The sequence below is a fragment of the Stenotrophomonas sp. YJH_SMC_19 genome (genome assembly GCF_059367915.1).
Genome location: NZ_JCAFRI010000003.1, coordinates 97,836 through 124,445, shown reverse-complemented (window position 1 = coordinate 124,445; position 26,610 = coordinate 97,836). Strand labels below are relative to the sequence as shown.

General features: G+C 67.7%; 22 protein-coding genes. 20 read left to right on the top strand and 2 right to left on the bottom strand.

The genetic code is table 11. The annotated features are described in order from the left end of the window. Positions 1 to 18: 18 nt before the first annotated feature. From gspG to pncB, 12 genes are all read left to right on the top strand, one after another. Positions 19 to 462, top strand: coding sequence for a type II secretion system major pseudopilin GspG (gene gspG, locus AC5P5R_RS05180; RefSeq protein ID WP_012479112.1), 444 nt, complete (start codon positions 19 to 21; stop codon positions 460 to 462). 6 nt (positions 463 to 468) lie between these two features. Further along, positions 469 to 963: a type II secretion system protein XpsH gene (gene xpsH, locus AC5P5R_RS05175; protein ID WP_024958716.1), complete on the top strand. Its 495-nt coding sequence runs from the start codon at positions 469 to 471 to the stop codon at positions 961 to 963. Beyond that, complete coding sequence (xpsI, locus tag AC5P5R_RS05170) at positions 960 to 1,385, top strand: type II secretion system protein XpsI (protein ID WP_005412203.1); 426 nt, start codon at positions 960 to 962, stop codon at positions 1,383 to 1,385. The genes xpsH and xpsI overlap by 4 nt, the downstream gene beginning before the upstream one ends. Then, complete coding sequence (locus AC5P5R_RS05165; protein ID WP_012479114.1) at positions 1,382 to 2,014, top strand: type II secretion system protein J; 633 nt, start codon at positions 1,382 to 1,384, stop codon at positions 2,012 to 2,014. The genes xpsI and AC5P5R_RS05165 overlap by 4 nt, the downstream gene beginning before the upstream one ends. Continuing rightward, positions 2,011 to 2,874, top strand: coding sequence for a type II secretion system minor pseudopilin (locus tag AC5P5R_RS05160; RefSeq protein WP_005408029.1), 864 nt, complete (start codon positions 2,011 to 2,013; stop codon positions 2,872 to 2,874). Before AC5P5R_RS05165 ends, AC5P5R_RS05160 begins: the two co-directional genes overlap by 4 nt. Continuing rightward, positions 2,871 to 4,016: a PilN domain-containing protein gene (locus AC5P5R_RS05155; RefSeq protein WP_164281576.1), complete on the top strand. Its 1,146-nt coding sequence runs from the start codon at positions 2,871 to 2,873 to the stop codon at positions 4,014 to 4,016. Before AC5P5R_RS05160 ends, AC5P5R_RS05155 begins: the two co-directional genes overlap by 4 nt. After that, positions 3,991 to 4,704 carry a type II secretion system protein GspM gene (gene gspM, locus AC5P5R_RS05150; RefSeq protein WP_164281577.1) on the top strand — a complete coding sequence of 238 codons (714 nt, stop codon included), beginning with the start codon at positions 3,991 to 3,993 and terminating at the stop codon, positions 4,702 to 4,704. Before AC5P5R_RS05155 ends, gspM begins: the two co-directional genes overlap by 26 nt. Further along, positions 4,694 to 5,488 carry a type II secretion system protein, XpsN-like gene (locus AC5P5R_RS05145; RefSeq protein ID WP_100438868.1) on the top strand — a complete coding sequence of 265 codons (795 nt, stop codon included), beginning with the start codon at positions 4,694 to 4,696 and terminating at the stop codon, positions 5,486 to 5,488. The genes gspM and AC5P5R_RS05145 overlap by 11 nt, the downstream gene beginning before the upstream one ends. Before the next feature lie 9 nt (positions 5,489 to 5,497). Next, positions 5,498 to 7,699, top strand: a complete 2,202-nt coding sequence (gene gspD / locus AC5P5R_RS05140; RefSeq protein ID WP_100438869.1) for a type II secretion system secretin GspD — start codon at positions 5,498 to 5,500, stop codon at positions 7,697 to 7,699. Positions 7,700 to 8,049: 350 nt separating this feature from the next. Next, complete coding sequence (locus AC5P5R_RS05135; RefSeq protein WP_005412209.1) at positions 8,050 to 8,901, top strand: glycosyltransferase family 2 protein; 852 nt, start codon at positions 8,050 to 8,052, stop codon at positions 8,899 to 8,901. Next, positions 8,898 to 9,737 (top strand): glycosyltransferase family 2 protein, encoded by an 840-nt coding sequence (locus tag AC5P5R_RS05130; protein ID WP_100438871.1) that lies wholly within the window; start codon positions 8,898 to 8,900, stop codon positions 9,735 to 9,737. The genes AC5P5R_RS05135 and AC5P5R_RS05130 overlap by 4 nt, the downstream gene beginning before the upstream one ends. A 101-nt stretch (positions 9,738 to 9,838) precedes the next feature. Further along, positions 9,839 to 11,017 carry a nicotinate phosphoribosyltransferase gene (gene pncB / locus AC5P5R_RS05125; protein WP_005412211.1) on the top strand — a complete coding sequence of 393 codons (1,179 nt, stop codon included), beginning with the start codon at positions 9,839 to 9,841 and terminating at the stop codon, positions 11,015 to 11,017. A 10-nt stretch (positions 11,018 to 11,027) separates the two neighbouring features. Here the strand turns inward: pncB and AC5P5R_RS05120 are convergent, their stop codons facing one another. Continuing rightward, positions 11,028 to 11,393 carry a hypothetical protein gene (locus AC5P5R_RS05120; protein WP_005408037.1) on the bottom strand — a complete coding sequence of 122 codons (366 nt, stop codon included), beginning with the start codon at positions 11,391 to 11,393 and terminating at the stop codon, positions 11,028 to 11,030. Between the two features lie 459 nt (positions 11,394 to 11,852). On the opposite strand from AC5P5R_RS05120, the gene AC5P5R_RS05115 reads away from it, so the two are divergent. The 8 genes from AC5P5R_RS05115 (at position 11,853) to AC5P5R_RS05080 (ending at position 25,508) form a co-directional block, all read left to right on the top strand. Next, entirely contained in the window at positions 11,853 to 12,392 is a 540-nt protein-coding gene (locus AC5P5R_RS05115) for a fimbrial protein (RefSeq protein ID WP_005408038.1), read from the top strand. 85 nt (positions 12,393 to 12,477) lie between these two features. Further along, the gene (locus AC5P5R_RS05110; protein WP_005408039.1) at positions 12,478 to 13,206 is read left to right on the top strand and encodes a fimbrial biogenesis chaperone; all 729 of its coding nucleotides are present in this window, start codon (positions 12,478 to 12,480) and stop codon (positions 13,204 to 13,206) included. Between the two features lie 92 nt (positions 13,207 to 13,298). After that, a complete protein-coding gene (locus AC5P5R_RS05105) occupies positions 13,299 to 15,863 on the top strand; it encodes a fimbria/pilus outer membrane usher protein (protein ID WP_164281585.1) in 2,565 nt (854 codons plus the stop codon). After that, positions 15,854 to 16,888 (top strand): fimbrial protein, encoded by a 1,035-nt coding sequence (locus AC5P5R_RS05100; RefSeq protein ID WP_005408041.1) that lies wholly within the window; start codon positions 15,854 to 15,856, stop codon positions 16,886 to 16,888. Before AC5P5R_RS05105 ends, AC5P5R_RS05100 begins: the two co-directional genes overlap by 10 nt. Before the next feature lie 267 nt (positions 16,889 to 17,155). After that, a complete protein-coding gene (gene wecB / locus AC5P5R_RS05095) occupies positions 17,156 to 18,340 on the top strand; it encodes a non-hydrolyzing UDP-N-acetylglucosamine 2-epimerase (RefSeq protein WP_005408042.1) in 1,185 nt (394 codons plus the stop codon). After that, positions 18,337 to 20,538: a cellulose biosynthesis cyclic di-GMP-binding regulatory protein BcsB gene (locus AC5P5R_RS05090; RefSeq protein WP_049450580.1), complete on the top strand. Its 2,202-nt coding sequence runs from the start codon at positions 18,337 to 18,339 to the stop codon at positions 20,536 to 20,538. Before wecB ends, AC5P5R_RS05090 begins: the two co-directional genes overlap by 4 nt. 6 nt (positions 20,539 to 20,544) lie before the next feature. Next, positions 20,545 to 22,692, top strand: a complete 2,148-nt coding sequence (locus AC5P5R_RS05085) for a glycosyl transferase family protein (RefSeq protein ID WP_100438872.1) — start codon at positions 20,545 to 20,547, stop codon at positions 22,690 to 22,692. Then, positions 22,689 to 25,508 (top strand): NfrA family protein, encoded by a 2,820-nt coding sequence (locus AC5P5R_RS05080; RefSeq protein ID WP_495226327.1) that lies wholly within the window; start codon positions 22,689 to 22,691, stop codon positions 25,506 to 25,508. Before AC5P5R_RS05085 ends, AC5P5R_RS05080 begins: the two co-directional genes overlap by 4 nt. Here the strand turns inward: AC5P5R_RS05080 and AC5P5R_RS05075 are convergent. After that, a complete protein-coding gene (locus AC5P5R_RS05075) occupies positions 25,502 to 26,506 on the bottom strand; it encodes a DUF4434 domain-containing protein (RefSeq protein ID WP_044569513.1) in 1,005 nt (334 codons plus the stop codon). The genes AC5P5R_RS05080 and AC5P5R_RS05075 overlap by 7 nt on opposite strands. Between the last annotated feature and the right edge of the window lie 104 nt (positions 26,507 to 26,610).

Genomic DNA, 26,610 nt, shown 5'->3' with positions numbered 1-26,610 from the left:
CAACTGAAAGGACCGACCATGATTGCTTCCCGTCGACCGATCCGCCTTTCCTTCACTGCCGCGCGCAACCAGTCGGGCATGAGCCTGCTGGAGATCATCATCGTCATCGTGCTGATCGGCGCGGTGCTGACCCTGGTCGCCAGCCGCGTGCTGGGCGGTGCCGATCGTGGCAAGGCGAACATCGCCAAGGCCCAGGTGCAGACCGTTGCCTCCAAGGTCGACAACTACCAGATCGATACCGGCAAGCTGCCTGGCTCGCTCAACGATCTGGTGACCGCACCAGCAGGTGTCGGTGGCTGGCTGGGCCCGTACGCCAAGCCGGCCGACCTGAATGACCCGTGGGGCCACGCGTTGGAGTACCGCGCGCCGGGCGAAGGCCAGCCGTATGAACTGATCAGCCTGGGCAAGGACGGCAAGTCCGGCGGCAGCAGCGTCGACGCTGACATCCGCTACCAGCCGTAACCAGGCATGATGCATTTCCTGCCGCGCCGGCTGCCTCGCCCGCGCCTGCACGGCAGGCGCGCAGCGGGCCTGTCGCTGCTGGAAATGCTGCTGGTGATCGCGCTGATCGCCGCGATCGGCCTGATCACCGCCGCGGGTCTGTCGCGCGGCTTTGCAGGCATGCAGCTGCGCAGCGCCGGCAAGGACATCGCCAATCAGCTGCGCATGGTGCGCGCCCAGGCCATCGCGCGCGGTGAGCCGCAGCGCTTCGTGATCGAGCCGGCGCGTCGCCGTTGGCAGGGGGCCAACCAGCGGCAGGGCGATGTGCCGACGCAGCTGCAGGTGCAGTTCGAAGGCGCCGCGCAGCTGGCCACCGCGCCGGGGCAGGGCGTGATCGAGTTCCATCCCGACGGTGGTTCCAGTGGTGGCCGCATCCGCCTGCAACGTGAGGGCGCCGAATGGCGCATCGATGTCGGCTGGCTGACCGGCGAGGTCCGCTCCGGCCCGTGGCAGGCGCCATGAAACGGCAGGCGCGTGGTTTTACGTTGCTGGAAGTGATCATCGCCTTCGCCTTGCTGGGCCTGGCGCTGACGCTGCTTCTGGGCAGCCTGTCAGGTGGCGCGAAACAGGTCCGAGAGGCCGAGCTGCGCACGCGTGCGGTGCTGCATGCGCAATCGCTGCTGGCCGAAGCCGGTGTCGCCGCGCCATTGCAGGTGGGCAGCCAGCAGGGCGACTGGGAACAGGGCCGATACCATTGGGAGCTGCAGGTACAGCCATGGGTCGAGCCGCGTGCCGCCAGCGCGGTACAGGCACAGGCGCAATCGCCGGGGGCTCCCTGGCTGGCCGAGCTGCAGCTTCAGGTGCGCTGGGGCGAAGGCGAACGCGAACAACTGCGCTGGCGCAGCCTGCGCCTGCTGCCGCCGGACCTGGAGAGCGCGCGATGAAGCGACGCGCCGCAGGCTTTACCTTGGTGGAAGTGATGTTGGCCACGGTGCTGTTGGCCGGTGGCCTGGCGTTGGCCTTTGCCAGCGTGCGCTCGGCGATGGCGGTGAGCCAGCGTGGCGAGCAGATTGCCGCCGAGAGCGAACGCATGCGTGCGGTCGAGGCTCTGCTGCGGCGGCAGCTGGCCGGTGCGCTGCGCACGCCGCTGGAAGTGCCCGATCCCACCCGCGAACCGATCTTCTTCCAGGGCGAAGAGCAACGCATGCTGTTCGCGGCCGATCTACCGGGCTATCTGGGCCGTGGCGGTGCCTACCTGCACGCACTGCAGGTGGATGGCCGCAGCGGCCAGCAACGCCTCCTGCTCGACTTGGTGCTGCTGCAGGAGGGCGAGCGCATCGCCGAAACTCCGCCGCGCCCACCGGAGGTGCTGGTGGAGAACCTCAAGTCGGTGCAACTGCGCTATCGCGGCATCGATGCCAGCACCGGGCAGGTGACTGATTGGATGCCGCGCTGGGATGATACCCGGCGCCTGCCGATGCTGGTGGAGATCCAGATCGTGCCCGCCAAGGGCGCTCCCTGGCCTGCACTGGTGGTCGCTCCGCGCGCGGGCGGCAGTGGAGGAGCGCGATGAGCCGGGCGCACGGCGCGGCGCTGGTACTGGTCCTGTGGCTGATCGCCCTGATGACGGCGCTGGTGGGCGCGTTCGCGTTGAGCGCGCGGGTCGAGCATCTGCAGCAGCGGGTGCTGGATGATGATGCGCGTGGCCAGGAGCGTGCACGGGCGGGACTTGAGTACGCGCTGACGCGCCTGTCCGCCGATCCGCAGCGGGCGCCCTGGCGCGCCGATGGCCGTGTCTATCGTTGGCAGTTCGATGACGCCAGCATCGAGATCAAGGTGCTGGACGAGAACGGCAAGATCAACCTGAACCTGGCCGACGTGGCTCTGCTGAGCGCCTTCCTCAAGGCGCTGGGTGAAGACGAAGCGCAGGCCCGCCAGCTGGCCGGCGCGATCGTCGACTGGCGCGACGAAGACAGCCTGCTGCAGCCCGGCGGCGGTGCCGAAGCGCCCGACTATGCCGCAGCAGGCCTGCCCTATGGCCCCCGCAACAAGCGTTTCGAGACGCTGGGCGAGCTGCAGCGGGTACTCGGCATGCGCGGCCCGCTGTACCAGGCCATGCTGCCGCACCTGACCCTGTACAGCCGCCAGGCGCGCCCGGATCCCCAGTTTGCCAGCGCGCCGGTGCTGACCGCACTGGGCCTGGATGCGGATACCGTGCTGGCGCAGCGCGCACAGCAGGAGCGTGACGCAGATACCGCTGGCGGTGCGACAACGCTTGCCAGCAGCAGCGGCACCTATAGTATCGAGTCTCGTGCAACCGACGGCAGTGGACGCCGGTCGGTGTTGCAGGCAGTGGTACGCAATGGCTCGGGCGGGGTTCCCGGGCGGTCCTACACAGTGCTTCGCTGGGAGCAGGGAATGACAGCAAGATGACGGCATGGCAGGACAGTGTGCGGCAGGTACAGGGCCGGATCGGCCCTGGCGCCGGCCGTTTCCTGCGCTGGTGGCGGCAATCGCTGCTGGCCTGGGTGCCGGCACGTTGGCAGTGGGCACTGGGCTGGGCACAGGCGCGCCTGCTGCTGCAGCGCGAAGGCGACCACCTTCAGGTCTGGCGTGAGGCGGGGGAGCGCCGCGAACCGGTCGTACGGCTGCCGTGGCCGCTGTCCCCGGCCGAACTGGATCGCGTGCTGGAAGCCCGCCTGCGCAGCTTGCCGCGGGTGTGGCTGCTGCCGGCAAGCGATGTGCTGCGCCGGCAGCTGCGCCTGCCGGCGGCGGCGGCTGACCGCCTGCGTGCGGTGGTCGGTTTCGAGATCGACCGGCAGACGCCTTTTGAATCCAGCCAGGTCAGCTATGACGTGCGTGAACGTGGCGCGGCGGGCGAGGGCCAGCTGCAGGTCGAACTGGTGGCCTGGCCGTTGCGGCAGCTCGAGGCCTGGCGCAGCAACGTGGGCCAATGGGCCGATGCACTGTCCGGTGTCGATGCCATTGATGCGCAGGGCAACATCCTGCAGGTGAACCTGCTGCCGCCCGCGCAGCGTCAGCTGCAGGCCGACCCGATGCGGCGCTGGAACCTTCTGCTGGCCGTGGCCGCGGTGGTGATGCTGGTGCTGTCTGGCCTGCAGGTGCTGGACAATCGCCGCGCGGCGGCCGACGAACTGCGTGCCCAGGTGGAGCGCAGCGCGCGCAGTGCGCGTGGCGTAGCCAGCGAACGTGCCCAGCTGCAGGCGCTGATCGACGGTGCCGCGTTCCTTGAAAAGCAGCGCGGCCAGCGCGCGGGTACGGTGGAGATCTGGAACGAACTGACCCGGCGCCTGCCGGAGGGAACGTACCTGGAAAAACTGGCCATCGAGAACAACAACCTGCAGCTGATCGGCCTGAGCCGCGAGGCCTCGCAGCTGGTGCAGCTGCTGCAGGATGCGCCGCAGTGGCGCAAGGTCAACTTGACCGGCGTACTGCAGGCCGATGGCGCCGCCAGTGGCCGCGACCGCTTCACCATGACCGCTGAACTGCAGCCGTTGCCGGCGGCAGCCCCGAACCGGGAGGCGGCCGATGCCGATGCCAAGCACACGCCGTGACCGCTGGCTGGCACTGGCACTGTTGCTGGCAGTGCTGGGCCTGGCCTACCTGCTGCTGGTGCACCCCTGGTTCACCCAGCCGCTGCGCGAAATCGATGCTGATGTCGCCGCCCTGCGCGAGCGCGAGCAGCGCGTGCAGGCGCAGCTGCAGCAGCAGCCGCAGATCGAACAGCGCCTGCGTGCCACCCGCGAGGCACTGCAGCAGCGGCCGGGCTTCCTGCGCGAGGCCACCGCCGAGGCTGCAGCCGCTGCGCTCGGCGCGAAGCTGCAGGATGCGGTGGCGATGGCCAGCCCGGGCAACCGCAGCTGCACCATCAGCAACCGCACGCCGCTCACCGACAACCGCCGCGACGCCGAGTTCGTGCGCGTCGCCATGCAGGTGCGCCTGCGCTGTGGCGTGGCCGAACTGGCCACGGTGCTGCACAGCCTGGAGACCGGCAGCCCGCGCCTGTTCGTCGACAACCTCAACCTGATCGCGCAGCGCTTCCAGCAGTCGCCGAATGAATCCGGGCTCGGCCTGGATGTGTCATTCGAACTGGCTGGTTACCTGCTGCCGGGGGCTGCTGCCGATGGCAGTGCGCCGACGCCTGCCGCCGAACCGGTGTCCGCGCCGCAGCCGCCTTCAGCGCCACCCGCCCCCGCACCGGCGGCGCCGGTCGAGGGACAGGAGGTCGCTGATGAAACTTGAGCAGATCAGCCTGCGCACCGGTTTCCTGCTGGCCCTGGCCGGTTGGGCTGCGGCGGTCTGGCTGGCCACTGGCTTCGGTCTGGGCAGCCAGCTGCCAGGTGCGGATGGCGATGCCGATGCGGTGCCTTCGCTGCCGGTGCTGCCGCCGTTGGCCGCAGAACGCATGCCCAGCGCCGACAGCTACAGCGCGATCGGTGAGCGACCGCTGTTCGCCGAGGACCGCAGGCCGAAGCCCTACCTGCTCGGTGGCAGCGAGCCGGCCGCCAGCGCCGCGCTGCGCCTGACCGGCGTGCTGCTGACCGGCGACTTCGGCATGGCCACCTTCACCACCGAACAGAACCGTTCGCTGCGGCTGCGCCTCAACGGCGAAGCGGTGGACGGCTGGCAACTTGTGGGGCTTGCGCCGCGCCAGGCCACGGTGATCGGCCCAAGTGGCAGCCAGGTGCTGAAACTGGCCGTGTTCAATGGCCAGGGCGGCGAGCCGCCCACCGTACTGCGGGGTGCCAATGGCGCGCCGCCGGCGGGTGCGGTCGTTGTGCCACCGCCGGCGGGCGCTCCGCCGATGCCATCCCCACCTCCGGCTGCTGCAACCGCAACCGCGCAGCCGCAGCCCGCCAGCAGCGTGCCATCAGCCGCCGCCGCGGCACCTCCTGCCAACACCAATGGCCCCAGCGAAGCGCAGATGCAGGCCATCCGCGAACGCATCCAGGCCCGTCGCCGCCAGCTGCAGCAACAACAGCAGCAACAACCGTCGCCGCCCCCGGGCGATGGCACCAACCGATAGAGTGAATGCATGAGCCTGCGTTTTCTTCCCTGGTCCTTTGCCCTCGCGCTGCTGGTCGGCTGCAGCACCGTGTCCGCGCCGCATGTGCAGCGCAAGGGCAATCTGTCGCCGACTGCCGAGGCCGGCCAGGCAGCTGATGTCGCAGCAGATGCTGCCCGTGACGCCCAGGGCGCTCCGCAGGCGGTGATCCGCCGTGGCACCGGCACCATGATCAACCGCGAAGCAGCACGTGCACCGGCACCGGCGCTGCATGGCGCCAGCACCGGTGAAGCAACCTTCAATTTCGAAGGCGAGTCGGTGCACGCGGTGGTCAAGGCCATCCTCGGTGACATGCTGGGCCAGAACTACGTGATCGCACCGGGCGTGCAGGGCACGGTCACCCTGGCCACGCCCAAGCCGGTGTCGCCGGCGCAGGCGTTGAACCTGCTGGAGATGGTGCTGGGCTGGAACAACGCCCGCATGGTCTACAGCGGTGGCCGCTACAACATCGTCGCTGCCGACCAGGCGCTGGCCGGTACGGTTGCGCCGAGCACGGCGCCTGCAGCCAGTGCGCGTGGCTTCGAGGTACGGATAATCCCGCTGCAGTTCATCTCCGCCACCGAGATGAAGAAGGTGCTGGAGCCCTATGCGCGGCCCAATGCGATCGTCAACGTCGACAGCGGCCGCAACGTGATCACTCTGGGCGGTACCCGCGCCGAGCTGGAAAACTACATGCGCACCGTCGAGATCTTCGACGTCGACTGGCTGTCGGGCATGTCGGTGGGCGTGTTCCCGATCCAGTCGGGCAAGGCCGAGCAGGTCGCTGCCGACCTGGAGAAGGTGTTCGGCGAGGAGAGCAAGACCCCCAGCGCCGGCATGTTCCGTTTCCTGCCGCTGGAAAACGCCAACGCCGTGCTGGTGATCACCCCGCAGGTGCGTTACCTGGACCAGATCCAGCAGTGGCTGGACCGTATCGATACCGCCGGTGGCAGTGCGCGCCTGTTCTCCTATGAGCTGCGCTACATCAAGGCGCGCGACCTGGCCGAACGCCTCAGTGAAGCCTTCGCCAGCAGCGGCAACCGCGGCGGCTCCAGCCCGGCATCGCTGGCACCCGGCGCGATTCCATCGCAGCTGGGCAGCGACGGCGAGCGCGGCATGGACAGCAACAACAGCAGCAGTTTCGGTTCGACCCCGGGCAGTGGTTCCAGCGGTGCCGGCAACGGCAGCATGAACCTGCCGCAGCGCCAGTCCGGCAACGTCAGCGTCAGCCTGGAAGTGGAAGGCGATCGCGTGGGCGTCTCGGCGGTGGAGGAGACCAATACCCTGCTGGTGCGTTCGACCCCGCAGGCCTGGCGCTCGATCCGCGAGGTGATCGAGAAGCTGGACGTGATGCCGCTGCAGGTGCACATCGAAGCCCAGGTGGCCGAGGTGTCGCTGGATGGTGACCTGAAGTACGGCGTGAACTGGTTCTTCGACAATGCCGTGGCCGGGCGTGCACTGACGGGAGCATTGGGCGGCGTGACCCTGCCGGCAGCAGCGGGTGGCTCCTGGAGCAGCTTCGCCGGTGCCGCGACCGGTGGCGAAGGCCTGGGCTGGGCATTCACCGGCCACAATGGTGCGGCGGTGGTGAGCGCGCTGGACAAGGTCACCGATGTACGCCTGCTGCAGACCCCCTCGGTGTTCGTGCGCAACAACGCCGAGGCCACGCTCAACGTGGGCGACAAGGTGCCGATCAACACCACCACGGTCAACACCGGTATCGGCACCGGCACCTACAGTTCGGTGCAGTACATCGACACCGGCGTGATCCTGAAGGTGCGCCCGCGCGTAACCCGCGATGGCACGGTGTTCCTCGATATCGTGCAGGAAGTGAGCAGCGCCTCGAACGTGCCCGACAACTGCAATCCGACCGAGCGCAACTGCAACCCGCGGATTTCCACCAAGAAGCTGTCGACCGAAGCGGCGGTGCAGAGCGGCGACACCATCATGCTGGCCGGCCTGATCACCGATTCGGCCACCGATGGCAGCAGCGGCATTCCCGGCCTGAGCCGGATTCCGGTGGTCGGCGCGCTGTTCGGGCAGAAGAGCCGTACCAGCCGCCGTTCGGAGGTGATCGTGCTGCTGACCCCGAGCATCGTGCGCAACGGGCAGGAAGCGCGGAATCTGACCGACGAGTACAGCCAGCGCTTCCGCGCGATGGAGCCGCTGAACCAGCCGCGCGCAAAGAAGTAAGGGGTTTGCGGCCGGGCTGCGCCCGGCACCCGCAGAGGCCGGAGCTGGAGCAACAGCAACAGCAACAGCAACAGCAACGGCAACAGCGGGTTTACTGAGGGGTGGCGGGGCGGTGTGGGTTGGCAGGACACGCCGTAAACCCACAGGCCGGCCCAGCCGCCAGCGGCTGGGCCGGGCCCCGGAAGGGGGACTTGCAGCGTCCCCCGCAACCGGACCCACCCCGCCAACCCCAGGAACCCAGCTCTTGCTTCGGCTGTTGCTGTTGCCCTGGCCTGAAGCGGGTGCCGGGTGCAACCCGGCCGATACCCTCCCGGTGCTAGGCTGTGGCTAACGACAACCACGGAGGCGGGATGGGGGCGATCGTGTTGTTGCCGCTGTGCGTGGACGATGCCGCGCTCGACCGCTGCCTGGCCGCACTGGATGCCGGCACCGCGCCGGGCACCGCGGTCTGGTTGGCCGACGATGCGCAGACCGGGCCGCGCGCGCAGGCGGTGGTGGAACATTGGTTGGCGCATACGCCACTGCAGGCCGAGTACACCCGCCGCGCGCGGCCGCTGGGCGAGGTGGCCCACCTGGACGAGATGTTGCGCGCCTGCGATGGCATGGACGTGGCGGTGCTGGCACCGGACAGCGTGCCCGCGCCGGGCTGGCTGCAGCAGCTGCAGGACACCTTCGCCCGCGATGCCGCCATCGCCACCGCAACCCCGTGGTGCAATGCCGGCGAAACCGCTGCGTGGCCCAGGCTGGGCGAGATCAATCCCGAACCCCATGATCCGGCCCTGCTGGCGCATACCTGTGCCACATTGCCAACCCTGCACCCCGAGCTGCCGTCCGCAGTCACCCATGCGGTGCTGGTGCGGGGCAACGCGCGTCGACGTGCCGGGGGCCTGGACGTGGACAGCTACGCCGGCTGGAACGCGGCGCTGGTGGACCTGAGCCTGCGCATGGCCGGCCTGGGATGGCGCAACGTGCTGTGCGAGACCGCCTTCGTCAGCCGGGCGGGGGAGGCGGTCAGCCGTGACGGCGATCTTGAAGCGCTGGCTGCGCGCTGGCCGGGCTGGGTGCCTCGGTTGGCGGACTTCCTGATGCACGACCCGCTGCACGGGCTGCGTGCCGACCTGCAGCAGCGCATGCGGCAGGCGATAATGCCGAAGGAACAGGGCGACCTGTTCGTTCCTTCCGCGCCGGAGCCACCCGTTTGAATGTTGCCATCGCCGCCATCGTCGTCACCTACCAGAGCGGCAGCACCATCGATGCCTGTCTCTCCCGTCTGCGCCAGGCGCGGGACGTGGCCGAAATCCGGGTGATTGACAACGGCTCGATGGATGGCACGCTGGATATCGTGCAGCGCCATGCCAGCCACGACCCGCGCGTGCGTTTTGTCGGCAATCCGGACAATCCCGGCTTTGCCGCCGCAAACAACCAGGGGGTGGCCGATTCGCACAGCCCGTGGCTGGCCTTCATCAACCCGGACCTGATGGTTGAGCCCGATACTCTGGCCGAGCTGCGCAGTCGTGCCGAACGGTTGGGGGATTGCCTGCTGGGTGTCGAACAGCTGGACGAGCATGGCCATGCCGACGAGGCCGTGCGCCGTCGTGATCCGGATTTCCTGTTGATGCTGCGTTCGCCCGGCAAAGGCTCGAAGCTGTCGGTCCCGCGCGATCCGCAGCAGGCGCTGCAGCGGGTGCCGGCGTTGTCTGGCGCGCTGCTGCTGATGCCGCGTGCGCTGTTCGACCGCATCGGTGGCTGGGATGCCGGCTATCGCCTGCATGCCGAAGACCTGGACTTGTGCCGGCGCGCGCGCGAAGCGGGGGCGGTGGTGGCCATCGCCAATGACCTGCAGGTCGTCCACGTTCGTGGCGTCTCCAGCCGTTCGCGGCCGTTCTTCGTGGAATGGCACAAGCACCGGGGCCTGTGGCGCTATTTCCAGAAGTTCGAAGCGAAGCAGCGTTCGCTGCCGGTGCGTGTTGCGGTATGGGGCGCGATCTGGGCCCACGCCCTGATGCTGGTGCCGCGCCTGGTGCGCAAGTCGTTGTAGAGCCGAGCCCACGCTCGGCTGCATGGATAGGGTCATCCACGCGTGGTGTGGATCCACTGGCCGCGCCCCCGGTTCACCCTGCTGGGCGCATAATCCGCCCCATGCCTATCATCCAGTCCCTGCTCGACACCGACCTGTACAAGTTCACCATGATGCAGGCGGTGCTCCACCAGCACCCCGGTGCCCAGGTGCAGTACCGGTTCAAGTGCCGCACGCCCGGCATCGACCTGGCCCATTACATCGACCAGATCGACGAAGAGATCGACCACCTGTGCAGCCTGCGTTTCAGCGACGCGGAGCTGGATTACATGCGTGGCCTGCGCTTCGTGAAGCCCGACTTCGCCGATTTCCTCGGCCTGTTCCACCTCGACCGCAAGTACATCCAGCTGCGCGCGTCGAAGACCGTGCCCGGCGAGATCGAACTGGACATCACCGGCCCGTGGCTGCACACCATCCTGTTCGAAGTGCCGCTGCTGGCGATCATCAACGAAGTCTGGTTCCGCAACACCACCACGCCTGACTTCGCCGAAGGCGAGCGCCGCCTGCAGGCCAAGGCCGCGCTGTTGCGCGATACCCCCGGTTTCGAACAGTGCCGCATCGCCGACTACGGCAGCCGCCGCCGCTACTCGCGCGACTGGCACGCGCGCCTGCTGCCGCTGCTGCGCGATGCACTGGGCCCGCAGCTGGTCGGCACCAGCAACGTGCACTTCGCCCGCCTGTATGGCATGACCCCGCACGGCACCATGGCCCATGAGTATCTGCAGGCCTTCCAGGCGCTGGGCCCACGCCTGCGTGACTCGCAGGTGGCGGCGCTGGAATCGTGGGCACGCGAGTATCGCGGCGACCTCGGCATCGCGCTGTCCGACGTGGTCGGCCTGGATGCGTTCCTGCGCGACTTCGATATGTACTTCTGCAAGCTGTTCGACGGTGTCCGCCACGATTCGGGCGATCCGTTCGACTGGGGCGACCGCATGCTGGCGCACTTCCAGCAGCGCCGCGTCGATCCGCGCAGCAAGGTGCTGGTGTTCAGCGATGGGCTCGACATCGCCAAGGTCATGCGCCTGTACGACTACTTCCGTGGTCGCTGCCAGGTCGCGTTCGGCGTCGGCACCCACCTGACCAATGATCTGGGTCCGACGCCGCTGAACATCGTGATCAAGATGGTCCGCTGCAACGGCCAGCCGGTGGCCAAGCTCAGCGATTCGCCGGGCAAGAGCATGTGCGACGACCCCGGCTACCTGGCCTACCTGCGCCAGGTCTTCGAGCTGCCGCCGGCATAAACACGTCGGCTTACAGGTAGTCGACCACCACCAGGTAGGCGCCCTGCAGCGGCTGCTGCTTCGAAGCCTGCACGCTGTAGCGCTCGGAGAAGGCGATATCGCCGGCGCGCATCGCGCTGGCCGACACCGACAGCTTCTGCCCCTGGCGCTTGCCGTCGCGCAGCGTCGCGGCTTGGCCATCGGCCAGCGCCGTCACAGCCACCGTCGAGCCCTTGGCCGACGGCGGGCAGGCCGCCAGGCTCAGCTCGCCCTGGGACAGGTTGGTCATGCAGCCCGGCTCGGCGATACGGCCGCTGAAACGAATGCTGCCGCTGCTGGCTTGGGCCAGCGCACTGACGGACATCAGGGCCACGCACAGCAGAAGGGAGGTTCTCATGACACGTTCTCTGGTTCGGTGTGTCCTAGTTAGCGACAGGTTCGATCCGTCTTTAATAGGACGATTCCGAATCTGCTAGGGCCATCACCAACAAAGAGTGATGCGCATCAAATAAGGTGATTTCCGCCTTAAAAAGGCCTGTTTACGCGCATGCCGAATGCGCCACCAGGTGCGTCATGCAGGGTCGTCTGTGGCCTGATCCGGCCACCGTCAAATTCCTTGCGCTCCCCCAATAATGATTTCGCCTAACACGTCACATTTGAGGCGTCAATGAATTGGCGTTCAGAAAAATAATGAGACTTTCATCACAGTTGTGCCTATACTTGCGTCACGGATTCAGGGGAAGGTATGTCCGAGTCCGGCCACAGGTGAGACGCAAGGATGGGTCTTGATAGCCCGGCAGTGCTCCTTGCTTCCTCCTCTACTTCTCATCTCTTCAGTAGGGTTAGGTAAAAGCGAATGCACAAGATCAACCTCATTGCCGCTCTGATGCTGGCCGCCGCTCCGCTGGCCGCCAACGCCGCCGACGGCACCATCACCTTCAACGGCAAGGTGACCGACAAGACCTGCACCATCTCGACCCCGGGCGGCAAGGACTTCGCCGTCAACCTGCCGACCGTGTCCAAGAACACCCTGGCCACCGCCGGTGCCGTTGCCGGTCGTACCCCGTTCGCCATCAACCTGACCAAGTGCAGCGCCGGCAACGTCGCGACCTACTTCGAGCCGGGTTCGACCGTTGACTTCAACACCGGCCGCCTGCTGAACCAGGCCTCGGCCAACGCTGCCACCAACGTGCAGCTGCAGCTGCTGGGCTCGAACAACCAGGTCCTGCCGATCAAGGCTGCCGGCGCTGGCCTGGCCCAGACCAACTCGCAGTGGGTCACCGTCGGCACCGACGGCTCGGCCGACCTGAACTACTACGCTGAGTACTACGCCACTGCCGCCGCCACCCCGGGCGACGTCACCAGCAGCGTCAAGTACACGATCATCTACAACTGATCGTAGCCGTACCCGCACTGGCCGGCGTACGCGCCGGCCAGTGCATCGCGGCCCCTGGCCACATACCTCGAGCGTAGTACTTCCGATGAAAGCATTCTTTCCCCGGGCGCTGCTGCTGGCAGCGTTCACGCTGCCCTTCTGCCAGAACGCTCTGGCCGGCGTGGTGGTCAATGGCACGCGAGTGATCTATCCGGCGCAGGCGCGCGAAGTCACCGTGCAGGTCGACAACGTGGGCGATTCGCCGGCGCTGGTGCAGGCCTGGATCGACAGCGGCGACGCCAACCAGACCGCCGATACCAGCGATGCCCCGTTCGTACTGACGCCGCCGATCGCGCGTGTCGAGCCGGGCCGCAGCCAGGCGCTGCGACTGATCTTCTCCGGCGCGCAGTTGCCGACCGACCGCGAGTCGGTGTTCTGGCTCAACGTGCTGGATGTGCCGCCGTCCCCGGACAACGCTGACAGCGGCGAACAGAATTACCTGCAGGTCGCGTTTCGTTCGCGCCTGAAGCTTTTCTACCGGCCGCAGGGCCTGAAGGGCGTCGCCAACGATGCACCCGCAGCGCTGCGCTGGACCCGCAATGGCGACCGTCTGCGGGTGGAAAACCCGAGCCCCTTCCACGTCACTCTGGCCGAAGTACATGCCGTGACCGGCAGCAGTGAAAAGGCCGTCGAGGACAAGGGCGCGATGGTCGCGCCGAAGCAGAGCCTGGAGTTCGCCGCACCGGCGGGCACCGACCAGGTCCGCTTCATCACCATCAACGACTACGGCGGCCGGGTGGAACACACCATCCGCCTCGGCAGCACCGGGGGCTGAACGCGCCGCGCCGGCCCCTGGCCTGCGCATCCCGCCACCGCCGCTGTGCGGCGAATTGAAGGAATGTCAGTGTGATCGGAAACAGATTGACATTGTCGATCCATCAGGCGCTTTGCCTGCTGGTTGCTGGTGTGGCCTGCCCAGGATGGGCGCTGGCTGCCCCGGCCAATCTCGGCGAACAGGCGCTCATGGCGCAGAGTGGTGCGGCCAATGCGCGTGCACCCGAATCGGCGCAGTTCAACTCCAGCTTCCTGTCTGGCCAGGCCAAGCAGGTGGACCTGGCGGCCTTCAGCAACGGCAACCCGATGGTGGCCGGCAACTATCGTGTCGACGTGTACGTCAACGGTGCCTGGCAGGGCCGTCGCGATCTGCAGTTCAAGGCCGATGCGCAGGGCCGTGTCGACGCCTGCCTGCCGCTGCCGATGCTGGAAGAAATGGGCGTGGACAGCGAGGCCGTGCTGCTGCAGCAGGATCCGTCCGTGCCCACCGACAAGACCAGCTGCGTGCCGGTCCAGCAGCGCATGGCCAACGCCTATGGTGTCTATGACAGCGGCAACCTGCGCTACGACCTGAGCATCCCGCAGGTGTTCCTGCGCCGCGAGGCGCGTGGCTACGTCAACCCGGCGCTGTGGGACCGTGGCATCAATGCCGGTTTCGTCGGCTACAGCTTCAATGCCATCGACAGCGACAGCCGCGTCGAAGGTGGCCAGCGCAACCGCAGTGCCTACCTCGGCCTCAACGCTGGCATGAACCTGGGTGGCTGGCAGTTCCGCCACGATTCGAACCTGACCTGGTCCGAGGGCGACGGCCGCCATTGGCAGAGCATCGCCACCTATGCGCAGCGCGGCATTCCGCAGGTGCGCGGCATGCTCACCATCGGTGAGGCCTACACCACCGGTGAACTGTTCGATTCGATCGGTTACCGCGGTGCCAGCCTGGCCAGCGACGACCGCATGCTGCCCGATTCGCTGCGCGGTTACGCGCCGGTCGTGCGCGGCATCGCCGAGACCAACGCGCGCATCGAAGTGCGCCAGAACGAGCAGCTGATCTACTCCTCCACCGTGTCGCCGGGCAGCTTCGTCATCGACGACCTGTACCCGACCGGTTACGGCGGTGATCTGGAAGTGAGCGTGATCGAGGCCGATGGCCGCCGCCGCGAATTCAAGGTGCCGTTCGGTTCGGTGCCGCAGATGCTGCGCGAAGGCGTGTCGCGTTACTCGCTGACGGCCGGCCAGGTGCGCAACAAGCTGCTGGCCGATGAGCCGTGGCTGGTGCAGGGCACCTACCAGCGCGGTATCGGCAACCAGCTGACCCTGTACGGTGGCAGTGCACTGAGCGATGGCTACCTGTCGCTGCTGTACGGCGTCGGCCTGTCCACGCCGGTCGGCGCATTCGCTGCCGACGTCACCCATGCGCGTACCTCGTTCGATCACTACGGCAACCACACCGGTGCCAGCGTGCGCTTGAGCTACAGCAACATGATCGGCGAGACCGGGACCAACCTGACGCTGGCCGCCTACCGCTATTCGACCGAAGGCTTCTACAGCCTGCAGGACGCGCTGTACGGCCGTGATTCGGACAAGCGCGGCATCGATCCGACCACCCGTGGCCGCCAGCGCAGCCAGTTCCAGGTAACGCTGAACCAGCCGCTGGGCCGTCGCGGCGGCGCGCTGTACGTGACCGGTTCGGTGCGTGACTTCTACGACCGTTCCGGCACCTCCAAGCAGTACCAGGTGGGCTACAACAATGCCTGGCGTTCGGTGAACTACGGCTTCTCGGCGCTGCGCACCGAAGAGGGCGTGCTGGGCCGTTCCGACACCCAGTACCTGTTGTCGATGAGCGTGCCGCTGGGTCGTGGTTCCCACCCGGTGTCGCTCAGCGCCGATCTCGGCGTGCGCGACCGCGGTGGCTACGACAACAGCCGCGTCGGCATCACCGGTTCGGCCGGTGTCGACAACAACTTCAGCTACGGCGTGGCGCTGTCCGATTCCCGCGAAGGTGGCACCACCGCGGTCGGCAACGCCGAGTACCGCAGCCGCTACTCCGCGTTGAACGCGACCTACAGCCACTCGCGCGATTTCCGCCAGGCTTCGGTCGGTGCCAACGGCAGCGTGGTCGTGCATCCGGGCGGCTTCACCTTCACCCCGCAGCGTGGCGACACCATGGTGCTGGTGGAAGCGCCGGGCGCACGCGATGCGATCGTCAGCAACGCCCCGGGCCTGCGCGTCGATGGCCGCGGCTACGCGGTGGTCCCGTACGTGTCGCCGTACCGCCTCAACACCGTCACCCTCGACCCGCAGGGCATGGCCCACGACGTCGAGCTGGAAAGCACCAGCCAGTCGATCGCGCCGTTCGCCGGTGCCATCAGCTACCTGCGCTTCGATACCCGCAAGGGCAACGCGCTGCTGATCCAGGTGCGCAACCCGGATGGCCGCACCATGCCGTTCGGTGCGCAGGTCAAGGATGAGCAGGGCCAGCCGGTGGGCATGGTCAGCCAGGGTGGCCGCCTGTACGTGCGCAGTGAAAAGAACCAGGGCCGCCTGCTGGTGGAGTGGGGCGCCGGCGCCGACCAGCGCTGCACCGTCGATTACCAGGTTCCGGCGGGCGCCGATGCGTCCAAGACCGGCTTCATCCCGCTGGAGGCAGCATGCCGATGATCTCTTCCCGTGGCCGCAAGGCGCTGAGTGCGGTGGCCATATTGGCTGGTATTGCCGTGGCCAGCCCGGCGTTGGCGACCTGCTACATCACCCAACAGGGCTTTGTCGCGCAGGACGTGCAGATGGACATGGGGCAGATCGTAATCCTGCCCAGTCTGCCCGTCGGTGGTGTGATCAAGGAGCTGATCGTGCCTATCAACCAGCGCGACAGCATCGGTTACTGCGATCGCTGGGGCGGTAGTGCCAATGGCCGTTTCGTCAACGCCGCGCAGCAGAACGCGGTCCCGGGTTTCAGCAACGTCTATGCCACCGATGTAGCCGGGGTGGGCATTCGTGTCTATCGTGATTCGGGCACCATCCAGACTTACTACCCGCATACCCTGCAATTGGGGGGCAGCCGGACGTTGACCCTCAACGGTGGCCGCTTCCGGGTGGAGCTGATCAAGACCGCCGCGCAGACGGGCTCGGGCATCATCGCGCCTAACGGCCGCTTCACCACCTATTATCTCGACGGCGACGGCCCTGGCCGTCCGGAACTGACCTCGACCTTCAAGGGCTCGGGCACCACCGTGGTCAGCCCGACCTGTGAAGTGCAGGCCGGCAGCCGCAATATCGCCGTCGATTTCGGCAGCGTGCCCAACACTACCTTCACCGGTGTCGGTTCCAAGGCCGTTGACCGCGATTTCGAGATCCGCCTGAACTGCCAGGGCAGCAATGTCGCGCAGTACCAGAGCAAGATCGGCATCCGCCTCGATGCCGATCAGGACAGCTCGAACATGCCGGGCGTGCTGAAGCTCAGTGCGGCCACCAACAGCGCCACCCGCATCGGCATCCAGATGGTCCAGCGCGATGGCACCACCGAGCGCGAAGTGCGCTTCGGCCAGACCGTCAATGTCGGTACCACCACCCCCGGCACCAGCACGATGACCTTGCCGCTGCGCGCCCGCTATGTGCAGACCCAGGCCGGCACGGTCGGTGCCGGTGTCGCGAACGGCCAGGCCACCTTCACCATCCAGTACGAGTAAGGCGGCCCCAGGCCGCAGCCACTGCTGCGTTCCACCGCAACGTCGCCCGTGACACGGGCGGCGTTGACTGCGTCTTGATCTTCCAACGATGAAGATCAATGCCACGACGCGCGTACCATCATTCGAATGTGATGTACGTCGCGATTTTGGAGTTTCCTCATGAGGTGACCGTCTCCTGCCTGCGGGTATTGGACGGGAACGCCGAAAGGATCCAGACGTGGCTACAGCTCTTGGCATTCCCCCCCGTCGGTCCGCCGGAGCGCTGCGGTGAAGGTCCTGTCGGTGTTCGGCACGCGACCGGAAGCGATCAAGATGGGGCCGCTGGTGCGGGCCCTGGCCGAGGCTGCGGACATCGAATCGGTGGTCTGCATCACCGGCCAGCACCGGGCGATGCTGGACCAGGTGATGTCGCTGTTCGAGATCACCGCCGACCATGACCTGGATGTCATGGTGCCCAACCAGACCCTCAATGGCCTGTGTTCCAGGCTGTTCGAACGGCTTGACGCGCTCTACACGCAGGTCCGTCCGGACCGGGTGCTGGTGCACGGCGATACCACCACGGCGATGACCGCGGCGCTGGCCGCGTTCCACCACCGGATTCCGATCGGTCATGTCGAGGCCGGACTGCGCACCGGTGACATCAACCGGCCGTGGCCGGAGGAAATGAACCGGCGGGTGATCGATGTGGTCGGCGACCAGTTGTACGCGCCCACGCCCAGCTCGCGCGCCAACCTGGCCGGTGAACACCTGGGCGGGCAGATCCTGGTCACCGGCAACACCGTCATCGATGCCCTGCAGCAGACCGTAGAGCGCCTGGATGCCGACCCGGCGCTGCGTGCGCGGGCTGACGAACCCTTCCACATGCTTGACCCCGATCGTCGCCTGCTGCTGGTCACCGGCCACCGCCGCGAGAGCTTCGGGCAGGGCTTCGAGGACATCTGCCGTGCGCTGGCTGAACTGGCACGGCGGCCGGACCTGCAGGTGCTGTACCCGGTGCATCTGAACCCGAACGTGCAGGGCCCGGTGAACGCCCACCTCGGCCATCTCGACAACGTGCACCTGGTGCCGCCGCAGGACTACCTGCGCTTCGTGCGGCTGATGCAGCGCGCCGACGTCATCCTCACCGACTCCGGTGGCGTGCAGGAAGAGGCACCGGCGCTGGCCAAGCCGGTACTGGTCATGCGCGACGTCACCGAACGCCCGGAGGCGGTCGAGGCCGGTGTGGTGACGCTGGTCGGCACCGCGCCCTCGCGCATTGTCGAAGCTGTCAATGCGGCACTGGCACAACCACCGCACCCGACCCGCTTCGATCCCCACGCCAGCCCCTACGGCGATGGCCGTGCCAGCGCGCGCATCGTCGCCGCCCTGCGTGGCACGCCGCTTCCCGAATTCTCGCCCGGCCTCCGCAGCAGCGGCGCCGTCCACCCCCACCCACGCGAAGTGACGCCATGACCCAGACCGGCCGCTCTCCCCTGTTTGCATCCGCCGCCGCGTTCGTCCTGTCGGGCGTGGTTGGCAGTGCCCATGCCGCCGACAGCGTCGCCGGCCAGTTCGCCGAGTGGAGCGGTGACAGCACGGTCAGCCGGCAGATGACCCTGCGCGAACTCGGTTTCCGCCAACCGCTGGTGCTCAGCGGGCAGGAGAGCCAGCGCGAGATCTACCTGCCGGTGCCGGCCGGTGTCGCCACCCGCGATGCGCAGCTGCAGCTGGACGGGCGCTACGTGCGCGGCCATGCCGGGCGCACGTCCGGCCTGTGGTCGGTCGATGGCGATCCGATCGCCGCACGCTCGATCACCGATGCACAGGGTGACGCCAGCCAGCTGCTGGCCATCGATGGCGAACCCCGCCAGAACGGCTTCGTGCGGGTCGGCGTCGGCTGGTGGTCGATCGTGTCCGACTACCAATGTGCCGACCAGAGCGCGCCGGCCAACGTGCTGCGGCTGTCGCCGGACTCGCGCTTCAGCTACCGCTTCGACGGCCGCGCCGTGGACACCGTGGCCAAGGCCTGGGGCGCGCTGCCCCCGCAGGTGCGCCTGCTGGTGGACGGCAAGGCGCTGCAGGCCCCCATCTATGACGCGGCCTGGCGCATTGGCGCGGCCCTGCAGGCCGGTGGCAAGCAGGTGCAGGTGGTGGCACTGCCCAAGGTCGGTGACAGCCTCGACCTGACCGGCATCAGCATCCCGGCCAGCCTGCAGGGGGTGCCCGCTTATGCCGCGTTGGCCGCAGGCGAGCGCGCGCATGCGATCAAGGATCTGGCCGAAGTGGGGGCACTGCTGTCGCTGCGTGACAGTGGGCCGCTGGCTGCCGATGTGATGATCGGCAGCGACGCATTGCGCGCTGGCGTGCGCACGGCACTGGATGCGCTGGCCGCACAGGTTGCCACCGCTGGCGCTGACGCGGGCACGGCGTTCGCCGCGTGGCGCGGTACCGACATGGGCCGCCTGGAAAAGCCCGCGGCCACCGCCTCGGTCAGCGTGGTGGCCGTTGCCGGCCGTCCGACGCTGGTGGTCGATCCGCCGGCGGCGGGCAAGGTCGCCGGGTTGTTCGCCGAACAGTGGCGCAGCTATGCACTGGGCCGTAGCCTGCAGGTCAGCGCAGCGGGCACGCCGAAGCTGGACGGTGACCAGGTGCTGCTGAGCCGGCTCGGCAACATTGCCGGCTCCATGGATGTGGTGACCCGCGCCGACCGCAGCGCCAGCTTTGATCTGGGGGCGCTGTCGGCCGACGGCCGCCTGCCCGAGGAAGTGGTGATCGATGTCTCGGCGGCCCCCAACGCGGCCGGGCAGGGCGCGGTGGCCACGATCTACTTCAACGACTATCTGCTGGGCGGCAAGGTGCTGTCGGCCAACGGCCAGCCGCAGCGGCTGGTGGCCAAGGTGCCGGCCTACGCGCTGTCGGCACGCAACGAGATCCGCGTCAGCTTCCTGCGCCAGCCGGCACGCCCCTATTGCCACGATCCGGCCACCGCGTATCCGGTCTCGATCCTGCCCAGCAGCCACCTGACCCTGGCCAAACGGTCGCTGGGCAGTGACTTCGTCGGTGCCAGCAGCCAGCTGTCACGCGGCAACCAGATGTTCGTGCCCGCTACGTGGCTGCAGGACGCGCCGGCATCGCTGCGCAAGGTGATCGCGGTGGCCAGTGCAGTGGGGGCCTCGCCAGAGGCGTCGGAGCTGAAGGTGGTCGATGCCGGTGCGGCGATCAGCCCGGGTGTGCCGTGGCTGGCTTTCGGTGTGGCGCCGTCGGGTGTCGATGTGGCCGGCCTGAAGGACGGCCACCTGCTGATCGGCGGGAAGCCTCAGCCGCTGCTGGATGTCAGCGGCCTGGATCGCGCCGCGGTGGTGCAGGTCGGCACCTCCGGCGGCCAGCTTGGCGTGCTGTACAGCGATCTGGGTGCACAGGCACCGTCGTTCGGCGCACCGTTCCGGCTGCTGCGCGGTGATCTGGCGGTGCTCGACGGCAGTGATGCCGTGCGCGAGTTCGATCGCCAGGATCCTTACGGGGGCCGAGTTGCCCAGGATGGCAATCCACAATCGAAGTGGGAACGGCACATGGTCTGGTTGCTGCTGCTGGTCGGCGTGATCGTGTTCGCGCTGCTGGCCGCCCGCGTCACCCAGGTGCGCCGCCGCAAGTCCGCCAACACAGGGCACTGATCCACCGTGGACGGTCTGTTCTGGAACATCCAGCTGGCCAACTACTACGCCGTCCTGGAAACCACGGCGGCGGCGGTGGCCGTGCTGATCCTGATCTCCAGCCTCGATGATCTGTTCATCGACGTCTGGTACTGGGTGCGCGAGAGTTGGCGCGCGCTCACCATCAAGCGCCGCGAAGCGTACCGGCCGCTGACCCAGGAAGACCTGATGCAGCGGCCTCAACAGCCGCTGGCAATCATGGTGCCGGCGTGGATGGAGTACGACGTCATCGCGCAGATGGTGGAGAACATGATCAACGTGCTCGACTACCGCGAGTACGTCGTGTTCGTCGGCACCTATCCCAACGACCAGCAGACCATCGATGAAGTCGAGCGCATGCGCCGCCGCTACAAGCGCCTGCGCCGCGTTGAAGTGCCGCACGACGGGCCGACCAGCAAGGCCGACTGCCTGAACTGGCTGATCCTGGCGATCTTCGATTACGAGAAGCGCCACGACATCGAGTTCGCCGGCGTGATCCTGCACGACAGCGAGGACGTGCTGCACCCGATGGAACTGCGCTTCTACAACTACCTGCTGCCGCGCAAGGACATGATCCAGCTGCCGGTCACCTCGCTGGACCGCGAGTGGTACGAACTGGTGGCCGGCGTCTACATGGACGAGTTCGCCGAATGGCACGCCAAGGATCTGGTGGTGCGCGAGAGCGTGTCCGGCATGGTGCCGTCGGCCGGTGTTGGTACCTGTTTCTCGCGGCGCGCGCTGCTGGCATTGAGCGCGCAGACCGACAACCAGCCTTTCAACACCGACAGCCTCACCGAGGATTACGACGTCGGTGCGAGGCTGGCAGCCATGGGCATGCAGTCGATCTTCGCCCGCTTCCCCGTGCAGTTCCGCGTGCGCCGCCCATCCTGGTTCGGCTGGGGGCCGGTGCGCGAGCGCACCCAGCAGATGGCGCTGTGCGTGCGCGAGTACTTCCCCGACAACTTCCGCGCGTCGTACCGGCAGAAGGCGCGCTGGGTGCTGGGCATCGGCCTGCAGAGCTGGGAGTCGCTGGGCTGGCGTGGCTCGCTGGCCACCAAGTACCTGCTGGCGCGTGACCGAAAGGGCATCATCACCTCGTTCGTCAGCATCGTCGCCTACATCATCTTCCTGCAGCTGCTGCTGTTCTGGCTGTTGAAGATGACCGGGCTGTGGACGATGCAGTTTCCCAGCGTGTTCCAGGCCGGTACCTGGCAGATGAATGTCGCGCTGCTGACCACCGCAGCGCTGGCGACCCGGGTCGTGCAGCGCTTCTACTTCGTCAACCAGTTGTACGGCTGGGAGCACGCGCTGATGTCGATCCCGCGCATGGTGGTCGGCAACATGATCAATTTCATGGCCACCGCCCGTGCCTGGAAGGTGTTCCTGGCCTACCTGCTGTTCGGCAAGCGCATGGTCTGGGACAAGACCATGCACGACTTCCCCGATGCGGCGCAGCTGGTGCAGACCCGCAAGCAGCTCGGTGAGCTGTTGACCACCTGGCAGGCGGTGGAACCCGAACGCCTGCAGCAGGCGCTGGAGCAGCAGCAGGCGGGCCGCCAGCAACCGCTGGGCCGCATCCTGCTCACCCAGGGCTGGTTGGATGATGAAACGCTGGCCGAGGCCATCGCCTTCCAGGGTGACCTGCCACGCGCGGTTATCGACGTGGACTACCTGCGCGCCTGCCAGTTCCCGATCAGTGCCGATGCCTGCGTGCAATGGCGCATGCTGCCGCTGCCGCCGCGCCAGGAAGGCACCCTGCGGCTGGCCGTGGCCAGCCCGTTGCCCGAAGACGCGTTGGCCCTGCTGAAGCAGGAGACGCGCAGCAACCACATTGAACAGAGTATCGCCCGCGAAAGCGAGATCAACGCCGGCCTGCGGCTGATCGGTGGCGACCGGCAATGGCAGCTGGACAACGTGCCCCTGCTGGGCGATCTGCTGGTGGAAATGCGCCTGATCGATCACGCACGCTTCGAGATCGCACTGGACGACTACATGCCGCAGCGCGACGGCCGCATCGGCGACTACCTGGTCAAGCAGGGCATCACCACTGAAGAGGCCGTGGCCCAGGCCATGCAGGAGCAGCGCCGGCGTGCGGCCACGCTGCAGTCACCGCCGCCCGGAGCCTTGCCGGCATGAAGACCACGCTGCTGTCCACTGTCATCACCGTGGCATTGGCCACGGCCGCCGCGCCGGTGCTGGCACAGACCGATGCACCACTGCCATTGTCCGGTGCCGCCTACCGCATCGCCGAGCAGGCGTTTGCCGCCTATGAACGTGGCGATTACCCCGCGGCCTACCGGCAGTCCAGCGAAGCGATCCGGTTGCGCCCGGACGTGGTGCGGCTGCGCCTGCTGCAGATCTATGCGCTGCAGAAACTGGGGCGGGGTGCCGAGGCGCAGCAGCAGGCACGTCGTGCACTGGATGCGGGGTTGAAGGATCCGGCCTTGCCGGCGCTGGCCGCTGCGCCCAGGACGAGCACAGGTGCGGCGCGTACCGGAGCGGTACCGCGTGCACCCGCAACGGTGACCGACCGCAATAGCCGGCAGGCCTATATGCTGGCAACCGAAGCCTATGCGGCCTACGACGCCGGCCAGATGGGCGTCGCCGCCAGCAAGGCCGAGCAGGCGTTCCGGCAGCAGCCGCAACAGGGCGCATGGGCGCTGCTGTGGGTGGCGGCGCTGGAGGCACAGCAACAGCCCGGACAGGCCGACGCCGCCATCGGTACCGCGCTGCAGCTGGGCGCACCGAATGTCGAGGAGTTGCGCACGCGGCGGGTGGCACTGGGCCGCCAACGCGCGCTGCGGCTGGCCCAGCAGGCCTATCAATCGCTGTCTGCAGGCGAGAATGCCGCCGCCATTGAGCAGGCGCACGCTGCCGTGGAGCTGGCCCCCGACGTTGCTTCATACCGGTTGCTGCTGATCACCGCGCAGCTGCAGGGCGATCAACTGGCCGACGCCGAGCACAGTGCTGATGCGGCATTGCAGGTGGATGCCAACGACCTCAATGCACGGGTGATGCGCGGCTACCTGCGCCAGCGCCAGGGCAATACCGTGCTCGCCAATGAGGACTTCGACACCGCGCTCGCTGCGCCGGGGTCAGCAACGCAGCAGCGCAACGTGCGCCTGCTGGCGGTGGATGCGGCGCTGGCCGCAGGCGATCGGTTGCGCGCAGCTGCACTGCTGGCACCGTTGCAGGCGGCGGTACCGGCAGGTGAAGGCGATGCACGGTCACAGCAGCTTTTGCAGCAGGGCATCGAGCAACGCAGCCGGGCGATCCGCTCCAGTCGCGAGCTTCCCCGCATCGGTGCCGAAGCGTACCTGGCACCAGTCCAGCACTGCCAGTCCGTTGACAGCGGCAGCGTCTGCGAGCTGATGCCGGCCGACCTGCAGGGCGATGGTGGTGCCGCACAGCGTGCCTACGCTGCCTATGCGCGCCAGGATTACGCCGATGCCATCGGTGAGGCACGGCAGGCCGTGCAACTCGCGCCGGACGACGCGAACCTGCAAGGCCTGCTGACCACCACGCTGGCGGCGGGCAACCGTGCCCAGCAGGACGAAGCGCGGCAGCGCCTGGATGCGGCACTGGCACAGCGCCCTGATGACGCGGGGGCGCTGATGCAGCGCGGCTACCTCAACCAGAAGGCCCATGAGCCGGCGCGCGCACTGGCCGACTTCCGGGCCGCCGAGGCCACCGGCAAGGCACCGAAAAGCGTAGTGCTCGACCAGGCCTACGCCAGCGCAGCCAACGGTGACCATCCACAGGCGGTGACGCTGCTGCGTAGCGCCATTGATCGCGCCGATGCCGGTGAGCTGCCACTGGATGAACGCCAACGCTACAACGTGCGCAATGCCATCGCCAATTACTCGCGCGAGTGGGGCGTGATCGCCTCGGCGGGTTTCCGTGGTGCGCGCCAGGCGGCGACCAATGTCGGCGGTGCAGCGATCAGCACGCCGGGCGATTCGGTGTTCAGCACGCTGGAGGCGTTCTGGCGGCCCCCGGCCTTCAACGACCAGCATGGCACGCTGGAACTCTACGCACGCCTGCTCAACACGCTGTACGACGAGGGCGGCACTTACGAATCGATCCGCGCGGTGGACCCGTGCACCGGCGAATCAACGCCGGATGCGCGCGCACGCGCCGAGCGCCTCAGCCATTCGCGTTCCACCACCGGCTGGCCGTCCACCATCGCTTCGTTCGGCATGCGCTACGCCTTCGGCCAGACCGGCCTGAGCGCCGGCATCGAGCGCCGCCAGTTCCTCGGCAGCGCAACCCGCCAGGGCGAGGTCTACCCCGCATCGGCGGCCGTGCAGTGCCGCCTGCAGCTGGCCCGGAACCCGCCACTGGAAGCCAGCACGCTGGCCCGCTACCGCTTGGCCAGCGATTCCGGTGGCTGGATGTCCTACCTGACCTATGGCTATTACCACGGCATCGATCTGCGCACCGACGTCAACCAGTGGTGGATGGTCAGCGGCTACGCGCAGGGCGGCTATACCTGGGATGACAACAGCGCGCACTTCACCCTCGATGCACTCGATGCCAATGGCACGCCGGAGCGTCGAATCGGCGATGCCAACGGCCGCCTGCATCGCGAACAGTGGTTCGCTGCCGGTGAACTACGCGCCGGGCGCAGCTTCCGCTTTGGTGCCGGGCAGACTCATTGGGTGGTCACGCCGTATGTGGTGGTGGGGGCGGACTGGCTGGACCAGCGCTCGCGGGTGCACGACATCCGTTCCCCGCTGTTCCCGGCGCAGTCGTTCGCGCTCAACGATACGCAGCGCAGCTGGTCATTCGGCGCAGGGCCAGGCGTGGGCGTGCGCTACTGGTTCCGCGAGGACCACTACAACACGCCGCGTTCCTACCTGGACCTGACCGTGCAGTACCGCTTCGCGATCGGCGGTGGTGATACGCAGCGTGCCAAGGGCCTGTTCGCCACCGCCATCCTCTACTACTGAGGCAGGCCCCAACGTCGTCGCAGCGCCGCGGCCTGCGGCGTGTCCTGGGTCAGCCACGGCTCCAGCGCATAGACCAGCACGTGCTGCGCACCGCTGTCGCGTGCCCACGCCAGCTGCCGCTGGATGCGCGCGGCATCGGCGGTTTCGCCCTTGAACCCGCTGCCATCAGCGGGACCGCCGGGCAGCTCGCGGAACAACTCAACGATCGCATCGAAACCGATGCCGTGTGCGTGGAAATGATCGAGCAGCGGTTGCAGCTGCTGCACGTTGCCAGCGCCGGCAACGCCCACGCCGTCCTGCACCATCGGCCGCAGCGTGGCCTGTGCCAGCACCGCCTGCCACAGCATGACCAGGTTGCCGTCGGTCTGCAGGCGGCTGAAGTAGCAGGAAATCGCACAGTCGCCGCCGCGCGCGCTGGCGGCCTCCACCAGCCGGTGCAGCCATTGCGCCAGCCACTGCTGGCGGGCCGGGTCAGCCCAGTGGTACTGCTCCAGTTCGTAGGGCAGGTACCAGCCCTCGAAGGCCGGCTGCTGCGCCCAGGGGGCCTGTGCCAACCAGTTGCGTGCATGCGCGAGGCTGTCGGCCAGGAACGCCTGCAGCGTGGCATCGTCGGCCCCGATCGCCTGCCACCAGCGTTGCTGGAAGGGCAGGCCGACGCGGATGCGGATGTCGTTCTCGCTGGCCGCGGTGAACAGCTGCTGCAGGCTGCCGTCGGGCAGCGACCAGTCGCCGTCGCTGCCACCGACGATGCCAGTCCACTGCAGCACCAGCTGACGGCAGCCCAACGTACGCGCAAGCTTCAAGGATCGCTGCCAGTCGGCCAGGCCCCACTGCAGGTGGCTGCGCCACGGCTGCAGGAAGGTGCCATCCACCTGCACCGGCAGCGAGCAGCCGGGCAGGGTGGCGAGCATGCTGGCCAACGGCGCCAGCACCGCCGCGCGCAGCAGCCGGCGGCGCAACGGCGAAGACGGATCCGCGGGAAGGTCGGGCCGAACCATGCCTGCATCATCCCAGAGCGCCGTGCGTGGCGGGTGAACCCCGCGCCTGGTAGTGCCGGCCGCTGGCCGGCATCGCGCCCAAGGTGGCAGGTGAATCACCACCC

Excerpts from the sequence above, each read along its gene's own strand:
- gspG (WP_012479112.1), top strand. The coding sequence starts at position 19 with ATGATTGCTTCCCGTCGACCGATCCGCCTTTCCTTCACTGCCGCGCGC.
- xpsH (WP_024958716.1), top strand. The coding sequence starts at position 469 with ATGATGCATTTCCTGCCGCGCCGGCTGCCTCGCCCGCGCCTGCACGGC.
- xpsI (WP_005412203.1), top strand. The coding sequence starts at position 960 with ATGAAACGGCAGGCGCGTGGTTTTACGTTGCTGGAAGTGATCATCGCC.
- AC5P5R_RS05165 (WP_012479114.1), top strand. The coding sequence starts at position 1,382 with ATGAAGCGACGCGCCGCAGGCTTTACCTTGGTGGAAGTGATGTTGGCC.
- AC5P5R_RS05160 (WP_005408029.1), top strand. The coding sequence starts at position 2,011 with ATGAGCCGGGCGCACGGCGCGGCGCTGGTACTGGTCCTGTGGCTGATC.
- AC5P5R_RS05155 (WP_164281576.1), top strand. The coding sequence starts at position 2,871 with ATGACGGCATGGCAGGACAGTGTGCGGCAGGTACAGGGCCGGATCGGC.
- gspM (WP_164281577.1), top strand. The coding sequence starts at position 3,991 with ATGCCGATGCCAAGCACACGCCGTGACCGCTGGCTGGCACTGGCACTG.
- AC5P5R_RS05145 (WP_100438868.1), top strand. The coding sequence starts at position 4,694 with ATGAAACTTGAGCAGATCAGCCTGCGCACCGGTTTCCTGCTGGCCCTG.
- gspD (WP_100438869.1), top strand. The coding sequence starts at position 5,498 with ATGAGCCTGCGTTTTCTTCCCTGGTCCTTTGCCCTCGCGCTGCTGGTC.
- AC5P5R_RS05135 (WP_005412209.1), top strand. The coding sequence starts at position 8,050 with ATGGGGGCGATCGTGTTGTTGCCGCTGTGCGTGGACGATGCCGCGCTC.
- pncB (WP_005412211.1), top strand. The coding sequence starts at position 9,839 with ATGCCTATCATCCAGTCCCTGCTCGACACCGACCTGTACAAGTTCACC.
- AC5P5R_RS05120 (WP_005408037.1), bottom strand. The coding sequence starts at position 11,393 with ATGAGAACCTCCCTTCTGCTGTGCGTGGCCCTGATGTCCGTCAGTGCG.
- AC5P5R_RS05115 (WP_005408038.1), top strand. The coding sequence starts at position 11,853 with ATGCACAAGATCAACCTCATTGCCGCTCTGATGCTGGCCGCCGCTCCG.
- AC5P5R_RS05110 (WP_005408039.1), top strand. The coding sequence starts at position 12,478 with ATGAAAGCATTCTTTCCCCGGGCGCTGCTGCTGGCAGCGTTCACGCTG.
- AC5P5R_RS05100 (WP_005408041.1), top strand. The coding sequence starts at position 15,854 with ATGCCGATGATCTCTTCCCGTGGCCGCAAGGCGCTGAGTGCGGTGGCC.
- AC5P5R_RS05090 (WP_049450580.1), top strand. The coding sequence starts at position 18,337 with ATGACCCAGACCGGCCGCTCTCCCCTGTTTGCATCCGCCGCCGCGTTC.
- AC5P5R_RS05080 (WP_495226327.1), top strand. The coding sequence starts at position 22,689 with ATGAAGACCACGCTGCTGTCCACTGTCATCACCGTGGCATTGGCCACG.
- AC5P5R_RS05075 (WP_044569513.1), bottom strand. The coding sequence starts at position 26,506 with ATGGTTCGGCCCGACCTTCCCGCGGATCCGTCTTCGCCGTTGCGCCGC.